At 33.1% G+C, this 26,083-nt stretch carries 21 protein-coding genes; 8 read left to right on the forward strand and 13 right to left on the reverse strand.

What is annotated here, in order from left to right; all coding sequences use genetic code 11:
• Window positions 1–30: 30 nt before the first annotated feature.
• The 5 genes from BED47_RS15350 to hflX all read right to left on the reverse strand — a co-directional run bounded on the left by BED47_RS15350 (window position 31) and on the right by hflX (window position 5,426).
• Window positions 31–1,146, reverse strand: coding sequence for an RNA-guided endonuclease InsQ/TnpB family protein (locus BED47_RS15350; RefSeq protein ID WP_069034534.1), 1,116 nt, complete (start codon window positions 1,144–1,146; stop codon window positions 31–33).
• 287 nt (window positions 1,147–1,433) lie between these two features.
• Window positions 1,434–2,135, reverse strand: coding sequence for a hypothetical protein (locus BED47_RS15355; RefSeq protein WP_069034401.1), 702 nt, complete (start codon window positions 2,133–2,135; stop codon window positions 1,434–1,436).
• A 177-nt stretch (window positions 2,136–2,312) separates the two neighbouring features.
• The gene (locus tag BED47_RS15360) at window positions 2,313–2,651 is read right to left on the reverse strand and encodes a zinc ribbon domain-containing protein YjdM (RefSeq protein WP_069034402.1); all 339 of its coding nucleotides are present in this window, start codon (window positions 2,649–2,651) and stop codon (window positions 2,313–2,315) included.
• 243 nt (window positions 2,652–2,894) lie between these two features.
• Window positions 2,895–4,166, reverse strand: a complete 1,272-nt coding sequence (locus tag BED47_RS15365) for an aminotransferase class I/II-fold pyridoxal phosphate-dependent enzyme (protein WP_069034403.1) — start codon at window positions 4,164–4,166, stop codon at window positions 2,895–2,897.
• Between the two features lie 3 nt (window positions 4,167–4,169).
• Complete coding sequence (gene hflX / locus BED47_RS15370) at window positions 4,170–5,426, reverse strand: GTPase HflX (protein ID WP_069034535.1); 1,257 nt, start codon at window positions 5,424–5,426, stop codon at window positions 4,170–4,172.
• A gap of 135 nt (window positions 5,427–5,561) precedes the next feature.
• On the opposite strand from hflX, the gene BED47_RS15375 reads away from it, so the two are divergent.
• The 4 genes from BED47_RS15375 (at window position 5,562) to BED47_RS15390 (ending at window position 8,595) form a co-directional block, all read left to right on the forward strand.
• Window positions 5,562–6,209: a trimeric intracellular cation channel family protein gene (locus tag BED47_RS15375; protein WP_069034404.1), complete on the forward strand. Its 648-nt coding sequence runs from the start codon at window positions 5,562–5,564 to the stop codon at window positions 6,207–6,209.
• Between the two features lie 302 nt (window positions 6,210–6,511).
• The gene (locus BED47_RS15380; RefSeq protein WP_175403506.1) at window positions 6,512–6,766 is read left to right on the forward strand and encodes a hypothetical protein; all 255 of its coding nucleotides are present in this window, start codon (window positions 6,512–6,514) and stop codon (window positions 6,764–6,766) included.
• A gap of 187 nt (window positions 6,767–6,953) precedes the next feature.
• Window positions 6,954–7,376 (forward strand): SRPBCC family protein, encoded by a 423-nt coding sequence (locus tag BED47_RS15385; RefSeq protein WP_069034405.1) that lies wholly within the window; start codon window positions 6,954–6,956, stop codon window positions 7,374–7,376.
• Between the two features lie 262 nt (window positions 7,377–7,638).
• On the forward strand, window positions 7,639–8,595 hold the full coding sequence (locus BED47_RS15390) for a magnesium transporter CorA family protein (protein ID WP_069034406.1): 957 nt from the start codon (window positions 7,639–7,641) through the stop codon (window positions 8,593–8,595).
• Window positions 8,596–8,603: 8 nt separating this feature from the next.
• Here the strand turns inward: BED47_RS15390 and spoVK are convergent, their stop codons facing one another.
• Window positions 8,604–9,551, reverse strand: a complete 948-nt coding sequence (gene spoVK / locus BED47_RS15395) for a stage V sporulation protein K (protein ID WP_069034407.1) — start codon at window positions 9,549–9,551, stop codon at window positions 8,604–8,606.
• 259 nt (window positions 9,552–9,810) lie between these two features.
• Here spoVK and BED47_RS15400 point away from each other — a divergent pair, with 259 nt between their 5' ends.
• Entirely contained in the window at window positions 9,811–10,800 is a 990-nt protein-coding gene (locus tag BED47_RS15400; RefSeq protein WP_254664605.1) for a tyrosine-type recombinase/integrase, read from the forward strand.
• A gap of 47 nt (window positions 10,801–10,847) precedes the next feature.
• Here the strand turns inward: BED47_RS15400 and BED47_RS15405 are convergent, their stop codons facing one another.
• The 3 genes from BED47_RS15405 to miaA form a co-directional block, all read right to left on the reverse strand.
• Window positions 10,848–11,474: an FMN-binding negative transcriptional regulator gene (locus tag BED47_RS15405; protein ID WP_069034408.1), complete on the reverse strand. Its 627-nt coding sequence runs from the start codon at window positions 11,472–11,474 to the stop codon at window positions 10,848–10,850.
• 108 nt (window positions 11,475–11,582) lie between these two features.
• Entirely contained in the window at window positions 11,583–11,804 is a 222-nt protein-coding gene (gene hfq / locus BED47_RS15410; RefSeq protein ID WP_056470298.1) for an RNA chaperone Hfq, read from the reverse strand.
• Between the two features lie 23 nt (window positions 11,805–11,827).
• Window positions 11,828–12,790: a tRNA (adenosine(37)-N6)-dimethylallyltransferase MiaA gene (gene miaA / locus BED47_RS15415; RefSeq protein ID WP_439097789.1), complete on the reverse strand. Its 963-nt coding sequence runs from the start codon at window positions 12,788–12,790 to the stop codon at window positions 11,828–11,830.
• Window positions 12,791–12,989: 199 nt separating this feature from the next.
• Here miaA and BED47_RS15420 point away from each other — a divergent pair, with 199 nt between their 5' ends.
• The 3 genes from BED47_RS15420 to BED47_RS15430 all read left to right on the forward strand — a co-directional run bounded on the left by BED47_RS15420 (window position 12,990) and on the right by BED47_RS15430 (window position 20,541).
• Complete coding sequence (locus BED47_RS15420) at window positions 12,990–14,837, forward strand: hypothetical protein (RefSeq protein WP_069034410.1); 1,848 nt, start codon at window positions 12,990–12,992, stop codon at window positions 14,835–14,837.
• Window positions 14,838–15,959: 1,122 nt separating this feature from the next.
• Window positions 15,960–19,001 (forward strand): LamG-like jellyroll fold domain-containing protein, encoded by a 3,042-nt coding sequence (locus BED47_RS15425; RefSeq protein ID WP_025568385.1) that lies wholly within the window; start codon window positions 15,960–15,962, stop codon window positions 18,999–19,001.
• A gap of 457 nt (window positions 19,002–19,458) precedes the next feature.
• Complete coding sequence (locus BED47_RS15430; RefSeq protein ID WP_025568386.1) at window positions 19,459–20,541, forward strand: HupE/UreJ family protein; 1,083 nt, start codon at window positions 19,459–19,461, stop codon at window positions 20,539–20,541.
• 81 nt (window positions 20,542–20,622) lie between these two features.
• Here the strand turns inward: BED47_RS15430 and BED47_RS15435 are convergent, their stop codons facing one another.
• The 4 genes from BED47_RS15435 to BED47_RS15450 form a co-directional block, all read right to left on the reverse strand.
• The gene (locus BED47_RS15435; protein WP_439097790.1) at window positions 20,623–21,939 is read right to left on the reverse strand and encodes an APC family permease; all 1,317 of its coding nucleotides are present in this window, start codon (window positions 21,937–21,939) and stop codon (window positions 20,623–20,625) included.
• Window positions 21,940–21,989: 50 nt separating this feature from the next.
• Window positions 21,990–22,997 carry a bifunctional threonine ammonia-lyase/L-serine ammonia-lyase TdcB gene (tdcB, locus tag BED47_RS15440; RefSeq protein ID WP_025568387.1) on the reverse strand — a complete coding sequence of 336 codons (1,008 nt, stop codon included), beginning with the start codon at window positions 22,995–22,997 and terminating at the stop codon, window positions 21,990–21,992.
• Between the two features lie 151 nt (window positions 22,998–23,148).
• Window positions 23,149–24,111, reverse strand: coding sequence for an L-threonine 3-dehydrogenase (locus tag BED47_RS15445; protein ID WP_025568388.1), 963 nt, complete (start codon window positions 24,109–24,111; stop codon window positions 23,149–23,151).
• Between the two features lie 50 nt (window positions 24,112–24,161).
• Window positions 24,162–25,355, reverse strand: a complete 1,194-nt coding sequence (locus tag BED47_RS15450) for a glycine C-acetyltransferase (RefSeq protein ID WP_025568389.1) — start codon at window positions 25,353–25,355, stop codon at window positions 24,162–24,164.
• Window positions 25,356–26,083 lie beyond the last annotated feature (728 nt).

A 26,083-nucleotide genomic window follows, 5' to 3' on the forward strand; every position in this document is an offset into this window, starting at 1 on the left:
ATCCTACATATTAGTAATGACGTCTAGGTATCAGTTTACTAATTTATATCGTGACAAGTTGATTGCTGCGTTTATATCTCGATCGATTTCATGACCGCATTCACATTTGTATAATCGGTCTGATAGATTTAAATCATTTTTCTTATTCCCACAACTTGAACACGTTTTAGAAGATGGGTACCATTGATTAGCTTCTACAAATTCAATGCCATATTTTTCACATTTATACTGAATTTGGCGTTTGAATTTAAATAAACACTGCTTTGCGATTGCTTTTGACAGGTGTTTATTCTTCATCATTCCCTTGATATTTATAGCTTCCATTACGATGCGATAAGGTTTGGTTTTCACGATTTCGCTCGTGGATTGATGAAGATGGTTTAGTCTGATATTCGTCAACCTTCTATAGAGGTGTTGTATTTTTTTTTCGATTTTTATAATGTTGCTTGTTTTGACGAAACGGTTTCCCTCCTTGTTTATTTCATATTTACGAGAAATTTGACGTTGCAACCTACGTATGCGTTTCTCTCCCCTTCTCACATTGCTTGTTTTGTTAATATTTTTCTTCCTAGTGCCATCTGAACAAACGGCTAACTCTTTAATTCCTACATCAATTCCAAGTGAGACATTTGTCAGTTCAACAATTGGTTTAGATTCTTCAATCCCTACAGAAAGATACCAGTATTTACCATCATTACTAATTCTAGGATTATAGTATTTTTTATCTGGTATACATTCGGAAACTACAACCCAACCGACTTTTTCAATCAATACTTTCTTTCCTTTTACTTTCAACTTCACATTTTCGTTATAAAAGGATGGTTTTGATTTTCTTTTACTTTTGAATCGTGGTTGATCTGCTAACCCTTTAAAGAACTTTTCATACGCATGACAAAGATCTTTTATCGCTTGTTTTGTAATATTATTCGATACTTCATAAAGCCATGAAAATTCATCTGTTTGTTTTAATATTGTTAATTCTTTTCTTAACAGACCATCAAAAATAAACTTCCCACTGTTTTTATAGCTTTCTTTCTGTTTGGACAATGCCCAGTTATAAGCCCATCTGGCAGTTCCCACTGATTTCCATAATTGTGTTTCTTGTTCTTTAGTTGGTCTTAATCTTACTCTTTTTGCAAGTATCAATGTTTTATTCATATGATTAAGAGTTTGTTCAGTTCCACCGATCGAATCAACTTTCAAATCACTCACCTCATGTATTCTATATAAACACATTGAGGGATTTGCATTTAGAACAAATTGTGATATTTTTATAAATTTAAATTAACTGTTGTTAACCTTCTTCTATGTCGTGCGATTTTAAAAAAATAATTGCAATAATATCAATGAATGTAAACGTTTAATTACATCTCTTTTATTTTAACAAATATCAATTTATATCAAACTATTATTTTTTACTTTATTTAGTAAATTTAAATTAATTCTTCACCAGAAAGAATTGCTTTACTAGACAAATCAGCAGCAAACCATGTTGAACTATCATATTCATCTAGTGCATAATTCCAAGCGATAACAAAATGAATTTGAGTTACTTCGTTTCTTTCAAGTGATGTAAGTGGCACAGAAAGTCCAGTATAGTCTTTCCTGTAATGAATTATATTGTCTGGAAATTCTTGATCCAATCGATTAAATTTATTCGCCATCATGTCTTTTTCATGTACTCGGTTTAATAATGTATTTCCGTCTTGTGTTCCAATCGTCATTTTAAATTCTTTATACTCAAATGTTATGGCATCTAGATTTTGTCCACTATCAGAACTACAAACAGTTTCGTTTAAATTGATTGGTATTAATTTTGTATCGAACTTACATTTTAAATTTTTAACTAATGGTTTAATCCTCCATATTCCAGCGATAACTTTTTCAACTTTCATATGATTAGGGATTTTATAATTAGGGTTGCAAATTACTAATTCGGCAATAAAGAGATGCTGTTTATAACTAAGTAAAGTGCCTCCATTATGGAGCTTAAAGCAATCCGAAATTTTAGTTAAGTTAGTGTAACGTTCGTCATCAATATTTAGTTCTAACATAACTTGACCAAGAGGTGTTAGAATCTCTTGGTAACAGCTGTTTGCATGATCATGAGTATTTTTACTTTGAAAAAGTTTCATAATTCATTCTCCTATATTAATTCTAAAGAATTCACAATAGCCGCTGAATCCAAAACATATTAAAACTTATGACCTTTCAAATAATCATCATATTACTCAAGTTTACATATAAAACAAATGCATCGAGCCTTTTGACTTGATGCATTTTTCTTTTAATAGAAATTTTAAATAACGATACTACGCTTTTTTAACAAACTCAGACTTCAACTTCATGGCACCAAAGCCTTCAATTTTACAATCGATATCGTGATCACCTTCAACTAATCGAATACTTTTCACTTTTGTACCAATTTTAACGACAAGTGATGTGCCCTTTACTTTTAAATCTTTTATAACTGTAACTGAATCCCCATCATTTAAAATATTTCCGTTAGCATCTTTTACTACTATTGTTTCGTCATTCGTATGTTCTGTTTCCATTGTCCATTCATAAGCACATTCCGGACAAATTAAAAGATTTCCATCTTCGTATGTATATGCTGAATTACACTTAGGACAATTAGGTAGATTTTCCATTGTTTTTCCTCCATACATTACTGAATCTATACTGTATACCCAACTTCTATATACTCGTATACTCCTAACCTTAATACAAGATTAGATAAACATTACAAAATTTTAATGATAGTGTTAAGGTTAATTTAAGAATTAACCTGTAAGATAGAAATATAGATAGAACCTTTTTCATTATGAAAGTAAGTCCCCAATTATTTTCATATATAAAATAGCTCATGACTAGAGGTCATGAGCTATTTTATTTTAAATTTCTAATAGATTTTTTTCAATTAAAGAATTAACTGCCGAACAAATTGCGATTTTCACATGAGCATATGTTAAACCACCTTGAACATATGCAACATAAGGAGCTCTTATTGGACCGTCTGCTGTTAACTCAATACTTGCACCTTGGATAAATGTCCCCGCTGCCATGATGACATCGTCTTCGTATCCAGGCATATAGTTTGCTGTTGGCGTAAAATGAGCATTGATTGGTGAAGCCGCTTGAATTGCCTGACAAAATGCTATCATTTTTTCTTTATCATCAAATTGAACAGATTGTATTAAATCAGTTCTTACTGCATCCCATGAAGGATTTGTGTTCATTCCAAGCTTTTCTAAAAATGCAGCAGTAAATAAAGCTCCTTTTAAAGCTTGACCAGTAATATGTGGCGCCATAAAAAAGCCATGATACATATCTTGTAACGCATAAAGAGAAGCACCAGCTTCACGTCCAATTCCAGGAGATGTTAAACGATAGCCACATTTTTCGACTAAATCTTTACGTCCTACAATATAACCACCTGTTTTGGCAAGTCCACCACCAGGATTTTTAATTAATGAACCTGCCATTAAATCTGCTCCTACATGGCATGGCTCTAGTTTTTCAACAAACTCACCATAGCAATTATCTACAAAAACAATGACATTTGGATCAATTTCTTTTACAAAATCAATCATCTCTTTAATTTGTTCAATTGTATATGAAGGTCTTGTTCCGTAACCTTTTGAACGCTGAATACCGATTACTTTCGTATTACTTGTCATTTTATTTGCTACTTTTTCATAATTGATTCGTTCATCATTTACTAATTCGATTGATTCGTATCCAATTCCAAAGTCTTTTAATGAGCCATTTCCACTTTCCCCACGAATCCCTACGATTTCCTCTAATGTATCGTATGGCTTCCCAGTAATGTATAAAAGCTCATCCCCTGGTCTTAGTACGCCAAATAAAGCAGTTGAAATTGCATGAGTTCCAGAAATGATTTGCGGTCTCACTAAACCAGCTTCTCCACCTAAAACATCTGCAAAAATTTCTTCTAATGTATCTCTTCCGATATCATCATAACCATAACCAGTTGTTGGGATAAAATGACTATCACTCACTTTATGTTTTCGAAAGCTTTGTAAAACTTTGAATTGGTTATATTCAATCACTTCGTCAATTTCTTTATGGGCTTCTGAAATTAATTTTTCAACATCTGCCACTAATGGTGCAATTTTTTCCCCGTTTGATAAAAATTCTAGCATTGATTATTGCTCCTTATATATTCTATATCTTTTTACAGTATCATAAATTGAATGTTCTTTGAAAACGTACCCGGTAATTTGATAGATTTCTGATTCTTCATTAAAGTTGATTGATTCAATCATCGTTAGTTTTTTGATTTCATGAATTAATTTGCCCTCGTAAGCTGGTACAAATGCCTCAAAATATTCCATATACTGTTTACATTCAAATTCAATTCTTTGACGTAATTTACTTAAATCATCTTCATTTAAAGCACTCATTTCAATAAAACCTTCGGATGGTGACGGTACAAAGTCCTCATGAACTTGATCTATTTTATTATAGACAGTTAAAATTGGAATATTTTCAACATCTAAATCATTCAATAATTTAGAAACTGTTACTTCATGGCTTTTATAATTTTCATGAGATGCATCGACAACATGAAGAATGAAATCTGCTTCCGTTGCTTCTTCAAGTGTTGAACGGAATGCAGCAATAAGTGAAGTTGGTAAATCCTGAATAAAACCAACCGTATCTGTAAGTAAAGTTGTCATACCATTTGATAAAACAAATTTTCTAGTTGTCGGATCTAATGTCGCAAACAGTAAATCTTGCTCATACACATCAGATTTAGTTAGTCGGTTAAATAATGTTGATTTTCCTGCATTTGTATAACCTACTAATGAAATATGAAACATTTCATTTTTCTTACGTCGCTCACGATAACGTTTACGATGTTCAACGACTATGTTTAATTGCTGTTTAATGTCATCAATACGTTTTCGAATGTGACGACGATCAGATTCTAGCTTTGTTTCACCTGGTCCTCTTGTACCAATACCTCCACCAAGCCTTGATAACTCAGTCCCTTGACCAACTAATCTTGGCATCAAATATTGTAATTGAGCCAGTTCAACCTGTAATTTACCTTCTTTTGTTTTCGCTCGCTGTGCAAATATGTCTAATATTAATTGTGTACGATCAATTACCCTTTTTTCTAATCTTGCAGATAAATTACGTATTTGAGATGGAGTTAGTTCATTATTAAAAATAACAACATCAGGTTCTAACTCTGCAATTGCTGCCTCTAACTCTTCTACTTTACCTGTCCCTATGTATAATGCTGGATGATATTTAGTTCTTTTTTGTGAAGTTATTAAAACTACTTCTCCATTTGCTGTTTTCGTAAGTGATGCTAATTCGTCCAATGAATAATTAAACCGATCATCATCTACATTTTGAAGCTGACATCCAACTAAAATGGCTTTTTCTCTCATTTCATTCGACACAAAATTCCACCTTTTCTTTAACCAATTCTAAGCAATAAATATTCTTTACTCTTAACTGTCTCTTTATTATAATGATATCTGGACTATTTTTCATCTTTTTATTAAGGGCGGGGGAATTGCTTTTTGGAAACATGGGAGTTATTTAGCATTATTGGTACTATTTCCTTTGCATTAAGTGGTGCAGTTGTAGCTATGGAAGAAGACTATGATTTATTTGGTGTCTATATTCTAGGCTTTGCTACAGCCTTTGGTGGCGGTGCATTACGTAATTTATTAATAGGTTATCCAATTAACTATTTATGGAATCAAACAACAAATTTTACAATTGCGTTAGTTGCGATGACAATTATCTTTTTCTTTCCGCAATTATCAAATAAACCATTTAAAAAATTAGATATTTTATTCGATTCAATCGGTTTATCCGCTTTTGCGATTCTTGGAGCAAATTATGCTATGGAATTAAAATTACCAGTTAGCGCTGTTATAGTAGCATCTGTCTTAACTGGAATCGGTGGCGGAATCGTACGAGATTTACTAGCAAAAAGAAAACCAATGGTATTACACTCAGAAGTATACGCTTTTTGGGCAATACTTGTAGGCGTTTTAATTGGAAATAAATTTGTTGATACAAATTTTGAACTATTATTATTATTCATTGTTATTGTTCTACTTAGACTATTATCTGTACATTATAATTGGAGTCTTCCTAAAAGATCATTTAAAGGCTCAACAGTTAGTCTAAACGAATCAAGCACTCAAAAACTAAATTAAATAAGTCCAATAAAAACAAACCTTTTCAAATGATGGTTTGTTTTTTTATTTTAAAATTCTATTACTGTACTTATTCAACTACCTGTCAATTTAGTTAAATAAGAAAGGAGTCTCTGAAGAAAAACCGAATATACTAATTAAGAATAGAATTACTGGAGTATTACTTATAAAAGCCTTCGTTAAAATAATTGAGAAATTTTTAAGGAGTGAAAAACTTGTATAATCCTAAAGTGTTCTTCTATTAGTTGCGGTCGGCACTAATGGCAAATGCCATAATCTAAATCCCCGCAGCAGGGAAGGAAATGTTAGATTTAGAAGTTTCATACTGGAATAATGAACAGAAAAAAAGTCACAAGAAAATTTATAAAGATCCTCGAAAGGAAAAACTTTTTGAATATAGAAAAGGATTAAAATCTGTTCATTATGATAAAGAAGTAAAAGAAGTTCGAAAAGACGATTATCGAAAATATCGAAATCGTATGAACCATTTAATCAGAATTGAAAAATACGACCTAATTCACAAATATATGAAAACTAGTGGCTGGTTGACTTGGTAATAATAAAAGAACAGAAGAATTTCTGTGATTATTAACTCTTTCAATAATAATGTGTAATTGATATTTCTTGTACACCTAACTTATGCTTTAGGTGTACAAGGATTATCTCATTTTTTGAAATCGCTCACAAGAAAGTAAGCTACATATGTTATTATCCAATTTAGTATCAAGAGAGGCGTGAATTAAAATGGAAACAACTAAAAAAGTAACCGTAGAAACGACGATTCAAGCACCAGTAGAAAAAGTATGGGAATTTTGGACAGAACCTACTCATATTAAAAAATGGAACAGTGCTTCAGACGACTGGCACACACCAATTGCTGAGAATGATTTAAGAGTTGGTGGTGAATTCAGATCAAGAATGGAAGCAAAAGATGGCAGTTTTGGGTTCGACTTCGGAGGAATTTATGATGAAGTAAAAAACTATGAAGTAATTGCATATACTCTAGGTGATGGAAGAAAAGTTAAGATCACGTTTAAAGGAAAAGAAGACACTACTGAAGTAATTGAAACATTCGATGCTGAAGAAACGAATCCAGTTGAATTTCAACAACAAGGATGGCAAGCAATTCTAGACAATTTCAAAAAGTATGCAGAAACTAATATTTAAAAAAGAAAAAGAGGGTGAATAAATCATCCTCTTTTTTGTTTTTTTCAGGCTTTAAATATAAATAGGAAAAGGCTTATCCTTCCAGCTTTTGCGATCTAGTAGAATATTGTATTATCATAATTTATAAATAAAATGATTGTGACCGCTATAATACACACCTCTTAATTCGAGGCCCCTTCTTAATCTTAAATTAGTTTTCTTCACATAATTTACCTATTCTTGCCAACACTATTTTAGAAATTTATTTAAAGGAGAATTTCATTTGAAGAGATATAATATAACAAATCAATCTGTCGAAACAATTGATAAATTTATGCTTCCAACGAAAGATGAAATTCTTTGGTATCACTTTAATAATAAATCCTTTGATGAATTAACTACTATTATTGAAAGTTTAACGATTCATCCTTTAGCAAAAAAGAAACTTCTCCATAGTGAACATAAGCCAAGAATAAATGTTTTTAAAAACGAGGCAATACTTTCCCTATATGCTTTAACTAAGTTATTTAAACCAACAAAAATAAATATTCTTGTTTGCAGTAATTTAATTATTTCATATATAGAAGATCATGAAATCGATCTTTTCAAATATGTAACGCAGGAATTCAGTCAAAATTATATTAAAGTAGACCATGCTGGCCATGTTTTATATCAAATATTCCATGAAGTTATTGAGAAGTTCCTTATTTCTATTGATCGTTTTGCAAATGAGATTGAAGAAATTGAACGAGACTTATTTAATGACCCATTTCGAAAGGATTTGGATCAGAAAATTTTCAATTGGAAAGTTCAACTTCAAGATTTAAGACAGCTTGTAGAGCCCCAAGTAAATGTCATTAACCAAATCGTCGAAGCAGATTTTCCTTTCTTAAGTCAGGATGCAGGTTTTTATTTTAATGAATTGAAAGAGAACTATGAACGTATTATTAATGCCCTTGATAATTTTAAAGAAAGTATGGGAGGCATTATAGAACTGCAAATGTCCTTAAAATCTGACCGTACAAATGATATTATGAAAACTTTAACACTCATAAGTGCCATTTTCTTGCCAATGTCTTTTATTGCAGGATTTTATGGCATGAATTTTGTAAATATGCCTGAGTTAAAATGGAAATATGGTTATGTTTATTGTATTGTCCTCAATATTTTATTTGGGGTCATTATTTCAATTTATTTTAACATTAAAGGTTGGTGGGGTAGAAAACACCAAATAAAATAGCTAATCGGTCAATTAATCGAATCGATTTTGTCTGAAGTAAATAAGTCTTTTTCTTCGATTCTCATTAATATTTCTCGATTAAATTCGGTCTCTGATACTAATCTAGTGGCTTGTGTCCTAATCGATTTTTCAACAATATTACGGACAAAACGCCCATTACTAAAATGAGCACGATTTTCAAGTTTTGCCTTTTGGATAAAGTCTCTTAATCGGTATTCCGCTTCACGTGAAAGTATATATTCTCGGTCAACAAACATTTTTTTTGAAATATCTAGAAGTTCCTTTACAGAATAATCCTGGAATTCTAAAATGAAAGGAAATCTTGATTTTAGTCCAGGATTTAAACTTAAGAAATAATCCATTTCGGAAGAATAACCGGCTAGAATCAGTACAAAGTCACCATGTTTATCTTCCATATGTTTAACAAGTGTATCAATTGCTTCTTTTCCGAAATCTTTTTCCCCTCCACGGCCAAGTGAGTATGCCTCATCAATAAAAAGTATCCCACCATTTGCTTTTTTTACTAAATCTCTAGTTTTTTGAGCAGTGTGACCAATGTATTCTCCGACTAAATCAGCTCTTTCTGCTTCGATTAAGTGGCCTTTTGACAATACACCCATTTTCAAAAATAATTGACCAATAATCCTTGCAACAGTCGTTTTTCCAGTTCCTGGATTGCCTTTAAACAACATATGCAATACTTGTTTTTCAGCTTTTAAGCTTAATTCTTCTCTTTTTTTATTAATAAATATCCAAGCATAAATTTCATGAATCATTTTTTTTATTTCTTCCATGCCAATTAAATGCCTTAATTGATCCTCTATTTCAATTAATAACTCATGTTTAGGCTGCTTCACTGTTTCGATAATTGGATTTGGAGAAACCTCTCCCCTTTTCACTGTATTCAGTACAACATTTATTTGGCCGTTATCTTTTAAACGAATTGGTTGCTCCAAACATGACACCTCTCTTATTCTGTCGAACATTTTTTGTGTATCTATAAGTAAGCACTCCACGAGAAATCACATTACAATTCGTTTTATGCGCTTTTGAAAGTATTTTACTAAATAAGTTTTTTACTATTATATGTACGAACAATTAATTTCAAAACTTTTATTCTCCAAACTAACTGTTAAATGGATAAGATTGCTAAATTTTACTAAATTCTATTAACTTATTTGATATAATGAGAGAAAAAGAGAAGAGTTGATAAATTTGACGATCCCAAACTTAACGATTGCTACTTTACCTGATGTCATCTTGCAATTTGCCTCTCACTTAAATAGTAAAGGAAGAAAAGAATCTACTATTAAGCGTTATTGCTATGATTTAGAAGAATGTTTCCGTTACTTTAAAAAAGTTAATGAAAGTTTTAGTACATTACAAGTTCAAGATTTTAATAATTATTTCTATTTTTTAACATCTGAACGTGGATATAATGAGAAAACAATGCATCGAATATATGTCGTACTAAATCAATTTTATAAATTTTTACATTCTAATAATGCTTCAATCGAAAATATTATTCCATTCACTAACTATTTAGCAGCGCCTTCACGAGCCCTTTCAACGGACGATTTTATTTCTGAAGAAGAAGAGAAAAAATTACTATCAATCGTTCAATCCACAACAGATTTGTCAGAAAAACAATTAAAAGCTAGATCATTTTTAATGGATCGTAACGAAATTATGATTCGTTTTATGCTGTTTTATGGACTAACTTTAAAGGAATTAATTGATTTACAAATGAGAGACATTAACTTCGCTTTAAATGAACTTGTTGTCCATAGCAAGGAAGGGACTAAAAGAACAATTATTCTCACAAAAGAAGATCGAGTACTATTATATAATTATTTTGTTACGATACCAGAGCCCGTAAGACCTCACTATCATTCAACTCATCCGCTCTTTGTTGCATTTGATTTTAACCGCATGACATTCCATTGGGTTTACGATACAGATTCACCGAAAGCACTAACTGAAATTGCATTTCAAAAAATGCTTAGGCTGGAAGTTAAAAGAGCTGGACTTAGAAAGGGACTTTGCTCACAACATTTAAGAAATACTTTTATTCTACGGAAAATAAAAGAGGGATTATTAGTGGAAGATATTCAGCAATTAGTTGGGTTGAAGACCTCCGTTTCCTTAAAACGATACTTTCAATTTTATCAAGAAAATGAATACCCAAATAAAAAGGAGTTATGATTTCTAACATCATAACTCCCTGCTTTTACAGTATAGTAAACTTCTTTTTATGCTCTTGTATTTAGTTTTGCTTTCATAAGTTCAGCAATTTCTTTCGAAGAATATTTTTCTTCATTTTGCAAAGCTGCAATCACTTTTTCTCTTCTCTCAATCGAATGATTTTGACTTAATTTCTTTTTACCGATTAACTCTGTTACTTCAATTTTTAAGCAAACAATTCCTGAAAGTAATTTTTCAACATAATCTGTGTGATCTTTGTATTTCCAAGGTTTTGATTGTCCTTTTTCAAAATAGTCAGTTGTTTTTAAAACGATTTCTCTCATTTCATCCTTATTTTCAACTGTTGTTACTTTTCCATAAGCATGGATTGCTGTATAGTTCCAAGTTGAAACTGTATTTTTTTCTTCATACCATGAAGCAGAAACATATGCATGTGGCCCTGAAAAGATTATTAAACATTCCTTTCCATTCATCGTTTTCCATTGAGGATTTGGCTTAGCTAAATGTGTAATTATGATTAAATTCTCTTTAGCTTCTTGTATGATAAATGGTAAATGAGTTGCTTCTATTTTTGCTTCGTCATTATTTGATAATAATATTCCGAAGCTATTTTTCTTCATTTCGGCTATTAATTGATTTAGATCTGTTTCTTTAAATTCTTTTGGAACATACATTTGTTTCTCCTCCTCTAGTTTACATAATATAATTATCTTTATTAATTTATCTATCATAATTAAAAAAGAACATTGACCATAAGATCAATGCTCTTTTTTAAATTTATTTTACATTTCAATTTGTACATTTTTAGATGGTACAAACGTTGAAATTGCATGTTTATATATTAATTGTTGTTTACCTTCAACATCTAACAATACCGTAAAGTTATCAAAGCTTTTTACTTTACCTTTGATTTGAAATCCATTTAGTAAAAATACTGTAACCGCTAGATTGTCTTTACGTAATTGGTTTAAGAACTGATCTTGAATGTTGATTGATGTTTTCATGTCCTTTTCCTCCTCTTCTACCTCTACATATATTTATTCGAGATGAAATAGCCCTTTCCTTCAAGTAGAGCTAAAATTTCCAGTTTTTTTATATCAAAATTATGTCCATCCATATCAAACCAATGGATGCTCATTTTATTTCTAAACCACGTCATTTGCCTTTTTGCATACCTTCTTGAACTTTGTTTAATTAAATCGATTGCTTCTTCTTTCGTTAAGCTTCCATCAAAATAATCGTAAAGCTCTTTATAGCCAATCGCTTGTACTGATTGACAATTTCGAATACCTTTGTCGTAGAGCATTTTTGCTTCATCTACTAGTCCTTCTTCCAACATTAGATCAACTCGTAAATTAATTCGATTGTATAGTAGCTCTCGATCCATCGATAATCCGATTATTTCTGCATCATATAAATACTCTGGCTCTTTTTTAAATGCGGTCTCTGAAAATTTTTGTCCCGTTAGTTTGAAAACTTCAATTGCACGGATTACTCTTCTAACATTATTCATATGTATTTGCTTTGCACTTTCTGGATCAATTTCTTTTAATTGATCATGTAATGCTTTATTCCCAAAGGCCATCGCAAAGCCCTCTAATTGGTTTCTTAAAAGCTCATCACCTTCTTGCTCAGCAAATTCATATTTAGTTAATACACTTTGGATATATAATCCAGTTCCACCAACAATAATTGGGATTTTACCTCGATTAGCTATTTCTTTAATTTTTTCTCTAGCTAAAGTTTGAAAATCCGCAACTGTAAACGAATCATTTGGATCAAGAAAATCAATTAAATGATGCGGAATTCCTTCCTTTTCTTCTTCTGTAACTTTAGCTGCTCCAATATTTAATTCTTTATAAACTTGTGTTGCATCACCATTAATGATTTCTCCATCAACAGCTTTTGCAAGTTCAATACTTAGCTTTGTTTTCCCTACTGCTGTAGGACCAACTATGACTATCACTTTTTGCATATTTACCATTGTAATCACATATACGCCTTTCTATACAACCTTTTCCTTACTTGTCTTACTAATTTTGAAAGTAGATAACTCTTTTTATTTATACCATATTTATACAAAAATTCCAATGTGATGTGAATCAATTCACAATTTAGAAAGAAAGTGTTTTCATTTTATATTTGAGAAAGTAAACTATAAGTAATCTTAAAAAAAATGAGGTTATACGATGCCTGATTGGTCTTATCATACAATTTTTAAACCAATGCTCTCAAAGCTTCCTTCTAAAGTTTCAAGAGAATTCATTCATAGTAGCATGAATAAAATCTCTTCTTTTCCATTTGGTCCGAATCTAATCGAATTTCTTGGTCATTTAAACACAGACAGCTCCCTTAAAAATGAGATTCATAATTTGAAACTTAAAAATCAAATTGGATTGGCCTCTAAGATTGACCCCTATCTATCTGGCACAAACGCTTTTATGAATTTAGGATTTGGTGTGATTGAAATCGGTCCTATTTCAATAAACGACTCTTATACAAGCCAAAGTCCGCTCATTGATTTCAAACTTAACCAATTAATCGGAACAGAGGAAAATAAAGTACTAACCGTAGAACAAACAGTTCATAAACTTTCTAAAATACATAAGAAGGTTCCCATTTTTGCTAGAATAGTTGGGAGTTTTGAAGAATTTAAACTGATCGAATCAAGGCTTTCAGATTTTGTTGATTTATTCATCCTAGAGTTTGATTTGGCCATGGATTTAGTAAAAAATAATTGGGCTTCTAGTAAACCTATTTGTCTATCATTTTATTCAAATGAAATTGATATTCTTCTTAAACAAGAAAATTATCCATTCGATTCAATATTGATTGAAGAACCTCCAGTTACTACTGATATAGAGCAAAAAAACAGCTTAATAAATACTATTCAAAAGTTAAAATCAATTCAGTTTGAGAAACCAATTTTTACAAAAGGTGGAGTTGTTGAGCCGTTTGATGCAATAGAAATAATTGATTCTGGATCATCATTAGTATTTTTAACTCATGGATATGTGCTCAGTGGTCCTGGTCTACCAAAACGGATTAATGAAGCGATAATGTATAGAAGTAAAAAAGAGATGACTAGTTTAAGTGACGGATGGAAATGGTACTTTTTATTTGGACTTTTCATGTTTATTGGAGGATTACTTGCTTTATTTATTAGTTTAACTTCCATTGTCCTTCCATATGATGAGCACTTTTTAACGATTAAACGTCATGTAATTTTACAGTTTAATGATCGGCTTCTCCCCTTTATGTCACATGATCGGATGACACTTTCTGGGACGATTATGTCAGGGGGAATATTGTTCATGTCATTAGCCAGAAATGGAATTAAACATCATTATCATTGGGCAAAGAAAGCATCTGATACTAGTGCGTTCGTAGGTTTTTTAGCGATATTTTTATTTATAGGATATGGGTATTTTGATTGGTTACACGCTTTATTTTGGGTAGTTTTATTAATACCATTCTTACTTGGTTTTTTTAAAACTAGAGGCTTAAATAGAAGTCCGGAATCTGAAAATCTAACAAATAATAGAGATTGGAAGTTTAGTTTAATAGGTCAATTATTTTTTATTATATTAGGATTTTCGATCATACTCGGAGGATGTATTATTTCATTTGTAGGTGTCACTACTACCTTTGTGAAAACAGATTTAAATTATCTATGTATAACACCTTCTGAGTTGAATGCATTTAATCAACACTTAATACCTGTTATCTCACATGATCGCGCCGGATTTGGAGGTGGGTTAGTAAGTGTTGGCTTACTAGTACTCATGATTTCATTATGGGGATTCAGACATAATCAAAAATGGATCTGGTGGACATTATTGTTCGGGAGTTTACCCGCGTTTATAACTGCGTTTGGAGTCCATTTTATGATTGGGTACACTGATTTTTATCATCTTTTACCGCCAATCATTGCAAGTTTGTTTTTATTGATTGGAGTCATTACATCTTTTAGATTTTTAAATTTTACCACGACTAATTCAAATGAAAACACATTTCATGAAATAAGTAATTCTTAAAATTTGTCTAGAGATGGAATATAAAAAAAGGAGCAATCCCATAACGATTGCTCCTTTTTCGTGTGAAATAACATTTACTATCTAATCATCCTAATGTGATTCACATTCATTTTTTAATCCGAAATCGGTAGGAGTATCTGGTTTTTCATAAGTTTTCTTTTCAGGTTGTGCCTATAATGTAAATCATTATTAAGAATATCTTTATACGATTAATTGGTTAACTTAAAATTCAAGTTTACTTTACATATGGTCAATAATTAAGATGTATAATTATTGGCTAATTTTATCAATTATATCCAGATTATTTTAATCTAGAAGGATCGACGATCGATAGGAACACGAAAAATAATGATAGCAGACATGATTTCAAATTCATCTATTTAAGTTCAAGAATGTAGTTTTTCTTGAACTCTTTTGCATTTATTTAAATGTTAAAGATCAATTCTAGCTTAATGATAGAGGAATGAGGAGTATATAGTTTTAGGTCTTTGGTATTTCTATTTGATTACTTTTTGCAGGAAAACATTTAAGTTTAATCGTTTTTATCATTAAGTATTACTTAACACAAATCGTTTAATTAATAATAGATAATTTAGAATTAATATTTAATTTACATAGTGCTTATATAATTGTCCATGTGATATTTTTCACCATCTTACTGAAAAAAAATCAGAATTTCTAAATTGAGGCTGTCTTCGCTTTGAGAAGAAGTCTTAAGAAAGGTTCATTTGAAAAAGGAGGAGTAATAATTTATTGATATTTAACTATTTTTCACAGCTTATTAATTGTTGTAAAAAGCTTTACTACGTCGAATTCACCTAATATTTTCGGAATATGTTCAGTGAGTTGAAATGTTAAATTGGGTGGAATCATGTACCGATAGTTGTAAAAGATCAAAGCATACGAATTTTGCTCAATTCTGTCCATCAAGTGAGGGACAACAAAATTCGATATTAACGGGGCCCCCCTCCGTTATTATACGAATTTTTCCATCTAATCAAGACGACAAACGGCTATTTCAGATAAGTGATATTCATTTAAAAGTCAAAAGAAAAGTTTGTCTCTTATTTAGAACAATTCGCGGTAATCGTAGAAAATTAGAATTACTGGAGGTTTTCTGTAATGAAAAAATATTTATCTATTTCTCTCGTATTAACGATGATATTCGTTATATTATCAAACACCACAGACGCACTTGCAAACGATTCGGGTGCCAAACTCGTTAAAATCGACAATATGCAGCCGGTTAGCGGACAAACGATCACCGCCAATGTAACCATGGGTCATGGTTCAATGGGCAAAAATCTAACATTTCAATGGCAAGTACAGGAATCACGTATCAGCGATCAATATATTAATGTAAAATCTGGTGGTACATCAAAAAGCTACACCGTAACGTTAAATGATATTGGTAAAAAATTGCGCGTTGTAGTTAGTTTACCATCAAATGGTGACAGAAAAACTTCATTGCCAACGAACGCAGTATTAAATGCCACCCCACTTATTGCATCGATGAAATTCGATCATAATTTAAAGGACGATGCAAATCAAGAAAATTTGGAAGGGAAAGGAAATTATAGTTATGTAGACGGTGTATTACCCGGGACCAAAGCCCTTCACTTAGAAAGCGGTGACGGGAATTATGTTGGTACGAAGCATAGCTTGAATTTTGGTAATGACAGTTTTACAACATCCTTCTGGTATAAGGGTGACACTAACAATAATCAGGTAATATTATCAAACAAGGATTTTACTAAGAGCTCTAACGAAGGTTGGGCTATATTTACATCAGCCAATTCGGCCAATATGAATTTAGGATTCCCTACATCATCAGTAAAATTTGGGCGTGATACGTTTAATGCTTCTAATTGGCGTTACGTGACATTTGTTGTAGATAGGGATAAAATGCTCGGATCGTTGTATATTGATGGTTACAAAATGACCGAAACTTCACTCGGGGTAGGAAGTTTAGATACATCGAACCCATTAAATATAGGTAGCGACGGAATAGGCAAAAATGGCGGAAATTCATTCGATATAGCTGATTTGAATGTTTGGAAAGGTGCATTTAGCAGTGAAATGGTTCAAGCTAATTATAATAGTTACGCTGTAAATAAAGTAGATTTGAAAGCACTTAACGACACAATTTCAAAAGCTAATAAAATAGTAACGGACGGTCTCGGTAACGACTACAGCCAAACCGATTTTGATTATTTGAAAAAGGTTTTGAATACGGCAACTAAGGTTGCAACCACTCAAAAAGTAAATTTATATACACAGGAAACCATTAATTATTACGAACGGGAACTAAACAATGCCATATTCATCTACCAAAAAAGTAATAAAAAGCTAACCCCTGCAGGTTTAAATATGATTGTGGACAGCGACCCGGAAGTAAGTGCTAATCCCGCAACAATTGCGCGCATTGAAAAAGATTACAGAACAGAACTAAGGTTATTCCCACAGGCCGACGTACTCTTTATTCCTGGCGACGTTACTGGCGGTAACAACGCCAATGAATATGTGTGGATGAAAAATATGACAGACATTTACAATAAACTGAAAGGTGAAGGTCTGTTTGACAATACAAAGCTTTATATGGTACGAGGCAACCATGATATGGGCGGCGCTGAAAAATTTATTCCTGTCGGTTCGGCAGGCGCGTGGAACGCCTCAACGAATTCATACGATAACAACTTCTTTAATAGTGCCTATAGGGTAAAGGTAAAAGGATATAATATTGTTGGATTTGACGGAAATTATAACAACGACAATACCGTTGGGAAAACCAAAGAATTACTCAACCAAATTAAAACAGAAGCAGATTACGATCCAAAAAAACCTATATTTTTATCTTCTCACTACCCTATAAGCGGAACAGTATGGTCAGGTAGATGGAGCAGCGCAGCAAGTAATAATGTAGGTCAGTATATTGCCGACAATGACTTGTCGCAGGTAGTCTATATGTCAGGGCATACGCAATACGACCCGACCGACGAACGTTCTCATTATCAAGGTTCGGCTACGTTTCTCGACAGCGGTGCGAGTTCATATTCAAGTTATATTGATGACGGTCCGTACGGCGGATATTTAGAAGGTGCGTATATCAACTATAAAACTACGCCTCGCATCGTGAATTTCTTAGAGGTTTACGGTTCAAAAATTATCATCAAACAATATAATTTAAGCACAGATGAATATGTAGGCATACCTTCTGTAAAAATCGTCGGTGAAGGCAAAAAGGCCTTTACCTATAGCAGAAGCGATATAAGAGAACTCATAGCTCCACAGTTTGAAGAAGGTATTACGGTAGATTCCTACAAAAACAACGAACTTGCTTTTACAATAAAGCAAGCAAATGACAATGTGCGCGTTTTGGAATATAATATTCAGCTTATCAACAAGCTCAACGGTAAAGTTGAAAAATCGTTTAACAGTCTTTCGCTTCCGCTAGACAAGCCATTCGATGAATACAGGCATTATAAATTTACAGATTTGTCGCCGACTACTCCATATATACTCAGGGTATTTGCCGACGATTCCATGTATAACCGTTCTTCTCAGGACATTGACATTGAGGGTAAAAATGTTAATTTAAACAGCATACCTGCGCCTGCATCGGTATCTGCGAACAACGGAACGGCCAAGACAGCGGAAGCTCTTGGATTGCCCACAAAAGTAATTCTTGCAACCGATGGAGGAAATGTGGACGCAAGTGTGACTTGGGAATTAAGCGGCGTTAGCTACGATCCGGCTATCAAGACGGAGCAGACCTTCTCGGTGCCAGGGACCGTAACCCTGCCTTCCGGAGTTGAAAACCCGAACAGCGTTCCATTGACAACAAGCATTAATGTAACTGTTCAAGCAGTTGGAGTATCTACAGGCCCAATAACACTAGACAAATCCCAGTACATCCAAGGGGAAGCTATTACCTTATCCTATACTGGGGCAGCGTTAAACGGGAAAGATTGGGTCGGCATATACAAAACCGGAGCTGTTCCTCCAGACGCCGGTGCATCTTTGCGATGGAGTTATTTAACGCCTGGATCTGGAAGAGTTAGTTTAAACAATGGACTGGCCCCTGGGACTTATGATGTACTCTTTTTACTCAATGACGGTTATACGGTAGTGGATCGCAAGACATTCCAAGTCGTTCAACCGTGACGTTAAAGAGCATAACAGTAGGGATTGCCAAAGGAACAGTATTACCGATAGTCTGCTGGAAAAATTGGCAGACAACGATTTGATCAGCTTTGTAAATGAATTGAAGGCTCAAAGCGGGAGCAAATCTCAAGCAAAGCAGCTGAATATTGCTGCTAGACTCTCAATATGTATTGACTCAAAAGTAGAGCAATTCAAGTGTTTGAAACCAAAAGTATTCACGCAGGTGTCATCACATTAGCAAAATTTAGGATGGATCAGTAATGAAACTGGGGGAGATCACCTTTCTCCCCCTCATCCATTTGGAATATTAATAGTTTCAAAGACGTACTAAAGCTGCATTTCCTTGCTCTGCAACGGGATATTGGCTCAACATGTTCAGATTGCAGATTGAACGTTCGTAACAGGAATAACTATTTGCAGATTGTAATACTAACATTTCATGAAAAGAGGATCTACTATGAAGCAGCGTTCATTTCTGTCCATATTCGTCATCATGTTCCTATTAATTTTGGGGCCAACCAAAACTTCACATGCTCATTCCATAGATATGAGCTACTCAGATTTAAACATTGAAGGGAACGAGATTCTCTATGATCTTTTTATTGAACAAAAGGACTTGTTTCCACATTTCGGTACTGACTTAGATAATCTGGTGAATGATGAATCGGCCACGCAAAAAATCGAATCCTATCTACAGAAAGGCCTTCGCATAGATGTGGATTCAAAGCCCTTAACAATGGAATTGGTTTCGATGAACATGGCGCAAAAGGGTGTTATAAGAGGCATGGAATATCAAATGAGGTTTATCGCCGATGAAAACATCAAACAATTTAATCTTCATTACGATCTTGTGTTTGACGATGTGCCTGCTCATACAAGTGTACTCATGGTCCATGTAGGGGATTATTTTCAGCAGAATATGATTGATAGCACTAATAGAGATATTATGATCAACCTTCCTAAGGATCCTCCTAATGATCTTCCCCAGCCTAATATTAGCGCTGTTTTGTGGAAATACTTTAAGCTTGGAATCGAACACATTTTGTCAGGTTATGATCATTTGCTATTTTTATTATCCTTAGTATTAATCGCAACTAGACTCAAGGATGCGTTGAAGATTGTTACTGCTTTTACAATCGCCCACAGCGTTACACTATTCCTAGTGGCGACCGGTCGCATTCACGTCATCCCGTACTGGGTCGAATCCTTGATAGCCCTGACAATTTGTTATGTGGCAGTAGAAAACATATTTGTTCAAAAGGCAAAATGGCGATGGCTATTGACGGCCATATTTGGTTTGATTCATGGTATGGGTTTTGCCGGAGCCTTGGCTGAAACTGGACTTCCAAAGAGTAATCAACTTGGCTCTCTCCTGACGTTTAATTTAGGTGTGGAAGTTGGCCAGCTCATGGTCCTCTGCCTTTTACTTCCTTTTTTGCTTTTGCTACGACGTTTCCCATGGTATCGTAAAATGGTGGTCTCAATGTCTTGCCTTATTTTTGTGTTGGCATTTTATTGGTTTATTCAAAGACTCCAATGAGGCAGCCATAATTGTTATCCATAAAAATTAATAACTAGTGTATGGTTACATTCAAAAAGGTAGGAAAAATTCCTACCTTTTTCACTCATCATCTACGACAACATGATTTTTCCCTAACATGTAATAAACAGGAAGTCCAATTAACGTTAAACCAATTCCCCAAAAAGCTAAAATAGTTTGCGTCATTAGTGTATTAACGACTATAAAGATCCCCCCAATTATTGCGATTGAGAGAACTAAAGGTAAAAAAGGTACTTTATATGGTCTTTTTAGATCTGGTTCCCGTTTTCGTAAAATATAAACCGCAATAAATGTTAATGTATAGAAAATCCAAATGACAAATACTAACATATCAGTTAATAAGTCAAATCCACCTATAAACATCATAAATATGGCAACTATTAGGATAAATAGACCAGCATTATATGGAACACCAGTTTTAGATAATTTACCAAACCAACTACTAAAAGGAAGTTTTTGTTCTCTAGCCATTACATATGGAACCCTCATACCTGTCATTGTATAGCCATTAATTGTGCCAAATACAGATATCAAAATTCCGATTGAGACGAGTTTTCCTCCAAAGTTACCGAATAAGACTTTCGAAACTTCAGTGGCAGGTGTAGATGTACTAGCTAATTGTTCTGCGGTTAATACAAATAAAAAGGATATGTTAATTAAAAGGTACACAGCCATTACAGCTGCTAAGCCAAATACGATTGCTTTTGGCAAATCATTTTTAGGGTTTTTCATTTCTCCGGCTATATTTCCTACGAGTATCCAACCATCGTATGCAAACATCGTAGCAAGTAAAGCTGATCCAAGTGCTGGTAAAAAACTTCGATCACTTCCTACTTCAACTGGAAAAAGTTGAAAAGTTACATTTCCTTCATGTAATAATCCAAATATAATCAAAATCGCCAACGGTATTAGTTTACAAAACGTAAAAAGTGATTGAATACTACCAGCAGTTTTTGCTCCCAAAAAATTCATTAAAGTGATAAAAATTGCAGTAACTACAGCAATAATACTTACAGTGAATTGATTAGAATTGGCAGGGACACCAAAGATGGAAACTGCTTGCGTACCAAATATGATCGAGAGAGCGGCAATATTAGCTGGAAAATAGATAATCGTTTGTGCCCATCCGAGTAAATAGGCAGTCAGATCTCCATATGTGTGCTTTAAATAGGCAATCATTCCTCCTGTTTTTGGAATTGCTGCGGCAAGCTCAGCACCTGATAAACCAGCACAAATTGTAATAATGCCTCCAATAATCCATGCTAATAAGCCTAAGCTCGCAGATCCAGTTGCGCCATATACAGCTGTGGCTTTAAAGAAAACCCCACCACCAATTACAGTACCAATTACAGTAGTTAAAGCTGCAATAAATCCCATTTCTCTTCTTAATTTATTTTCCGACAATCGGATCACCCATTCTTAATAAATCACTTTACTTCATTTCCAAAGAAATGTTCACAAACACTGGAAATTCTCTCGAGGTCAACATTACCACCCGATATGATCGCTACTACTTTTTTATCTCTTATATATTTTGAAGCTTTACCAGATAAAATTACTGCTGTCGCTAGTGCACCAGAACCTTCCACAACTGCTTTACCGCGCTGTAGTAAATCCTTCATTGCTACTTCTATTTCATCCTCACTTACAAGAATTATTTCACTTACTAATTCTTTTACAATTTCATATGTTAATTTCCCTGGAACTTTAACAGAACAACCATCGGCTATTGTAGGAGCAATATAGTTACTCACTATTTCTCCGGCGTCTATTGATGCTTTCATGCCATGTACATTCTCAGCTTGAACTCCAATTATGTCTATTGAAGGGTTAAATGATTTCAAAGCGACTGCAATTCCCGAAATAAGGCCACCACCACCAATTGGAACAATGATTGTATCAACATCCCAAAGATCATCTAAAATTTCAATCCCAATAGTCCCTTGACCAGCCATAATGTAAATATCATCATAAGGATGGATGAATGTTTCACCAGTTTCGTCTCGTACTTTAGCACAATAGTCTTTCGCATCATCAAAAGTATCACCGTATAAAATGATATTTGATCCGTATCCTTCTGTTGCTTCAACCTTTGCTTTTGGTGCAGATGAAGGCATGATGATTTTACTCTTAATATGTAATAGCTTTGAAGATAATGCTACACCTTGTGCATGATTACCAGCTGAACATGCGATAATTCCTTTACTTCTTTCTTCATCAGTTAAATGATAAATTTTGTTAAATGCACCTCGAAATTTAAATGAGCCCGTTAATTGCATATTTTCAAGTTTTAAATAAATTTCTCCATCCGACTTTGAAGTTAAATAAAATGATTTTACTAATGGTGTTTTTCGAACTTTACCCCCTAAAAGTTCATATGCAGTTTTAATCTCTTTAATCGTTAAAGGTAAACCCTTGTGATCTAAATTATTCATCTTCTAACTTCCTTTTTTAACAGCATTTTAATTTTTCATTCTTGATACATGATAAGTTTGTGTCAAAGTACTAAACAAAATACCAAAAACAGGAATTAGTAAACAAAAGGGAAAATAAAAAGAAGGAGACAACTGTCTCCTTCTTTTTTGATTAAGCTTGAGTTACGTTTAACTTTGCAGCTAATTTATTTAACATATCTTCAGACATACGATCTAAATCAAATTTCGGATCGAAGCCCCACTCTTCTTTTGCAGCTGAGCTATCAATTGAATTTGGCCATGAATTGGCAATACCTTGACGAATAGGGTCAATGTCGAAATCTAATGTAAATTCAGGGATGAATTTACGAATAGATGCCGCGATTTGAGTTGGTTCAAATGACATCGCTGAGATATTAAATGCATTACGATGTTTAAGTTTTGATGGATCTGCTTCCATTAACTTAATAATTGCATCAATTGCATCAGGCATATACATCATATCCATGTATGTTCCTTCACCGATAAATGAAGTATATTTCTTATTTTTTAATGCTTCGTAATAAATATCAACAGCATAATCAGTAGTACCTCCACCTGGCACTGTATCATAAGAGATTAAGCCTGGGAAACGTACGCCGCGAGTATCTACGCCAAATTTTTCAAAGTAATAATCACATAATAATTCACCAGCTACTTTTGTAACACCATACATTGTAGTTGGACGTTGGATTGTATCTTGTGGTGTGTTATCCTTTGGTGTTGCTGGTCCAAATGCACCGATTGAGCTTGGGGTAAAGAATTTTAAGCTTAATTCTCTCGCTACTTCAAGAGCATTCACTAATCCACCCATATTTAAGTCCCAAGCTAATGTAGGTTTTGCTTCTGCAACTGCTGATAAAAGAGCAGCTAAATGAATGAAAGTATCAACTTCATACTTTTTAGCAATCTCTAACATTTTTTCTTTATCCATTACATCCAAAATTTCAAAATGACCAGTTTCTAAAATTGGACTACCTTCAAGACGGCGAATATCTGTCGCAACAACATTATCATTACCGTATTCATTTCTAAGACGCATAGTTAATTCTGAACCGATTTGTCCAAAACAACCAGTAATTAATATTTTCTTCATTCCTTAGTCCACCTTATAGTAATAAAATATATCGAAATTAATTTTTAAAATTATTGAATAACGTTTAATTCACGACCAACTTTTTCATAAATAGCTAAAACTTCATCTAGCATTTCTTTAGTATGCGCAGCTGTTGGCATATTACGAATACGACCAGTTCCAAGTGGTACTGTTGGGAATACGATTGACTTCGCATAAACTCCCTCTTCGTATAAACGTTTAGAAAATTCTTGTGTAAGATTTTCGTCACCGATAATACATGGTGTAATTGGTGTCTCAGACTCACCAATATTAAATCCAAGTTTTGATAAACCAGCTTTTAAATAATCTCCATTTTCCCAAAGCTTGTCGATTTTTTCTGGTTCTTCAGACATAATACGAATTGCTTCAATACATGCAGCAGCATTTGCTGGTGTTAAAGAAGTAGAGAATAAGAAAGGACGTGCACGAACTTTTAACCAATCGATTAATTGTTGCGAACCAGCTACATATCCACCTACAACACCAACTGCTTTAGAAAGTGTACCAATTTGGAAATCAATTTTATCTGATAATCCGAAATGCTTAACTGTTCCAGCTCCTTTACCCATAACGCCAGAACCATGAGCATCATCGATATATGTAATTAAGCCAAATTCTTCAGCAATTTTTACGATATCAGGAATATTTGCTACATCTCCATCCATAGAGAAAACACCATCAGCAATGTACATAACTTTCTCATATAAGCCACAAGTTGTAGCTTCTTTTGCTTTTTCACGTAAATCATCCATATCTTGGTGTTTTACACGAATAATTTTTGCCCCAGAAAGTCTGCAACCATCGATAATTGAAGCATGGTTTAATTCATCAGATAGAATTGCATCTTTTTTTGTCATAACTGCTGAAATAGCACCCATATTACAGTTAAAACCAGATTGGAATGCAATAGCAGCCTCTGTATGTTTAAATTCAGCAATCGCTTTTTCAAGTTGATCGTGGATATCCATCGTACCATTAATCGTACGTACCGCTCCTGCACCAACTCCATATTTTTCAGTCGCTTCAATAGCAGCTTGTTTTAAACGAGGATGAGTCGCAAAACCAAGATAGTTATTTGAAGATAAATTTATAAATTGTTTACCACTAATTTGAATAGTAGCTTCGTTAGAACCTTCTAAAGAGTTAATCTCATTATAGAGCCCTTTCTCTTTTAACTCAGCTAACTGTGGAGTTAAAAATGCTTCTAATGTCTTGCTTGACATAAATACCAGCTCCTTAATTAAGTTTATTTATCTAAAAGGAGTAAGCCCCCATTTTATATCTATTACTTATTATTAAATAAATATAAAAAATTATCGTTTTATTATTTTCCATTTTTGTAAGAGAAAATTTTTTATGTACTGATTACAATATGCTTATTTGAGGCTTTCCGAATTCAATTATAAATCGGTTACATTGCATTAGGAATACTTTTATTTAAAATTTATTCGAAAAAGGTTGAATTTAATTTATTATAAAGATTCATATAATTCGAATATTATTCAATTTGTTTTTTCAGTAAAATATCTAGGGGTGAATAAGAGGTGAAAGAAGAATCATGTCGATTTAAGTCTTAGCTGTAAAAATATGTTTGAAATGTGTAAAGATGAGGCGTTGCAAATAAACATTTGAGAAGTGCAAATAAAATTTTAAAATGGCAATTAAAATTATCAAATTTGCAATTAATATCCGTATACCGCAATTAAAATCCAAAACCGCAATTAAAAATCCAAAACCGCAATTAAAATCCGAAAACCGCAATTAAAATCCATAAACCGCAATTAAAATTACCAAATCTGCAATTAAATCCTAAAGAATCGCAAATAAAATAAATAATTACCTATACTGGTAATGGTATTTTGACTTAAAATCTGTGTAGTTAAGATCCTTTCATATCGAAATAAGCAAAACTTCTCTGATTCTTATTAAATCCATTAAAAAATTTCTTAAT

Source organism: Gottfriedia luciferensis (assembly GCF_001712755.1).
GTDB lineage: Bacteria > Bacillota > Bacilli > Bacillales > Bacillaceae_G > Gottfriedia > Gottfriedia luciferensis_B.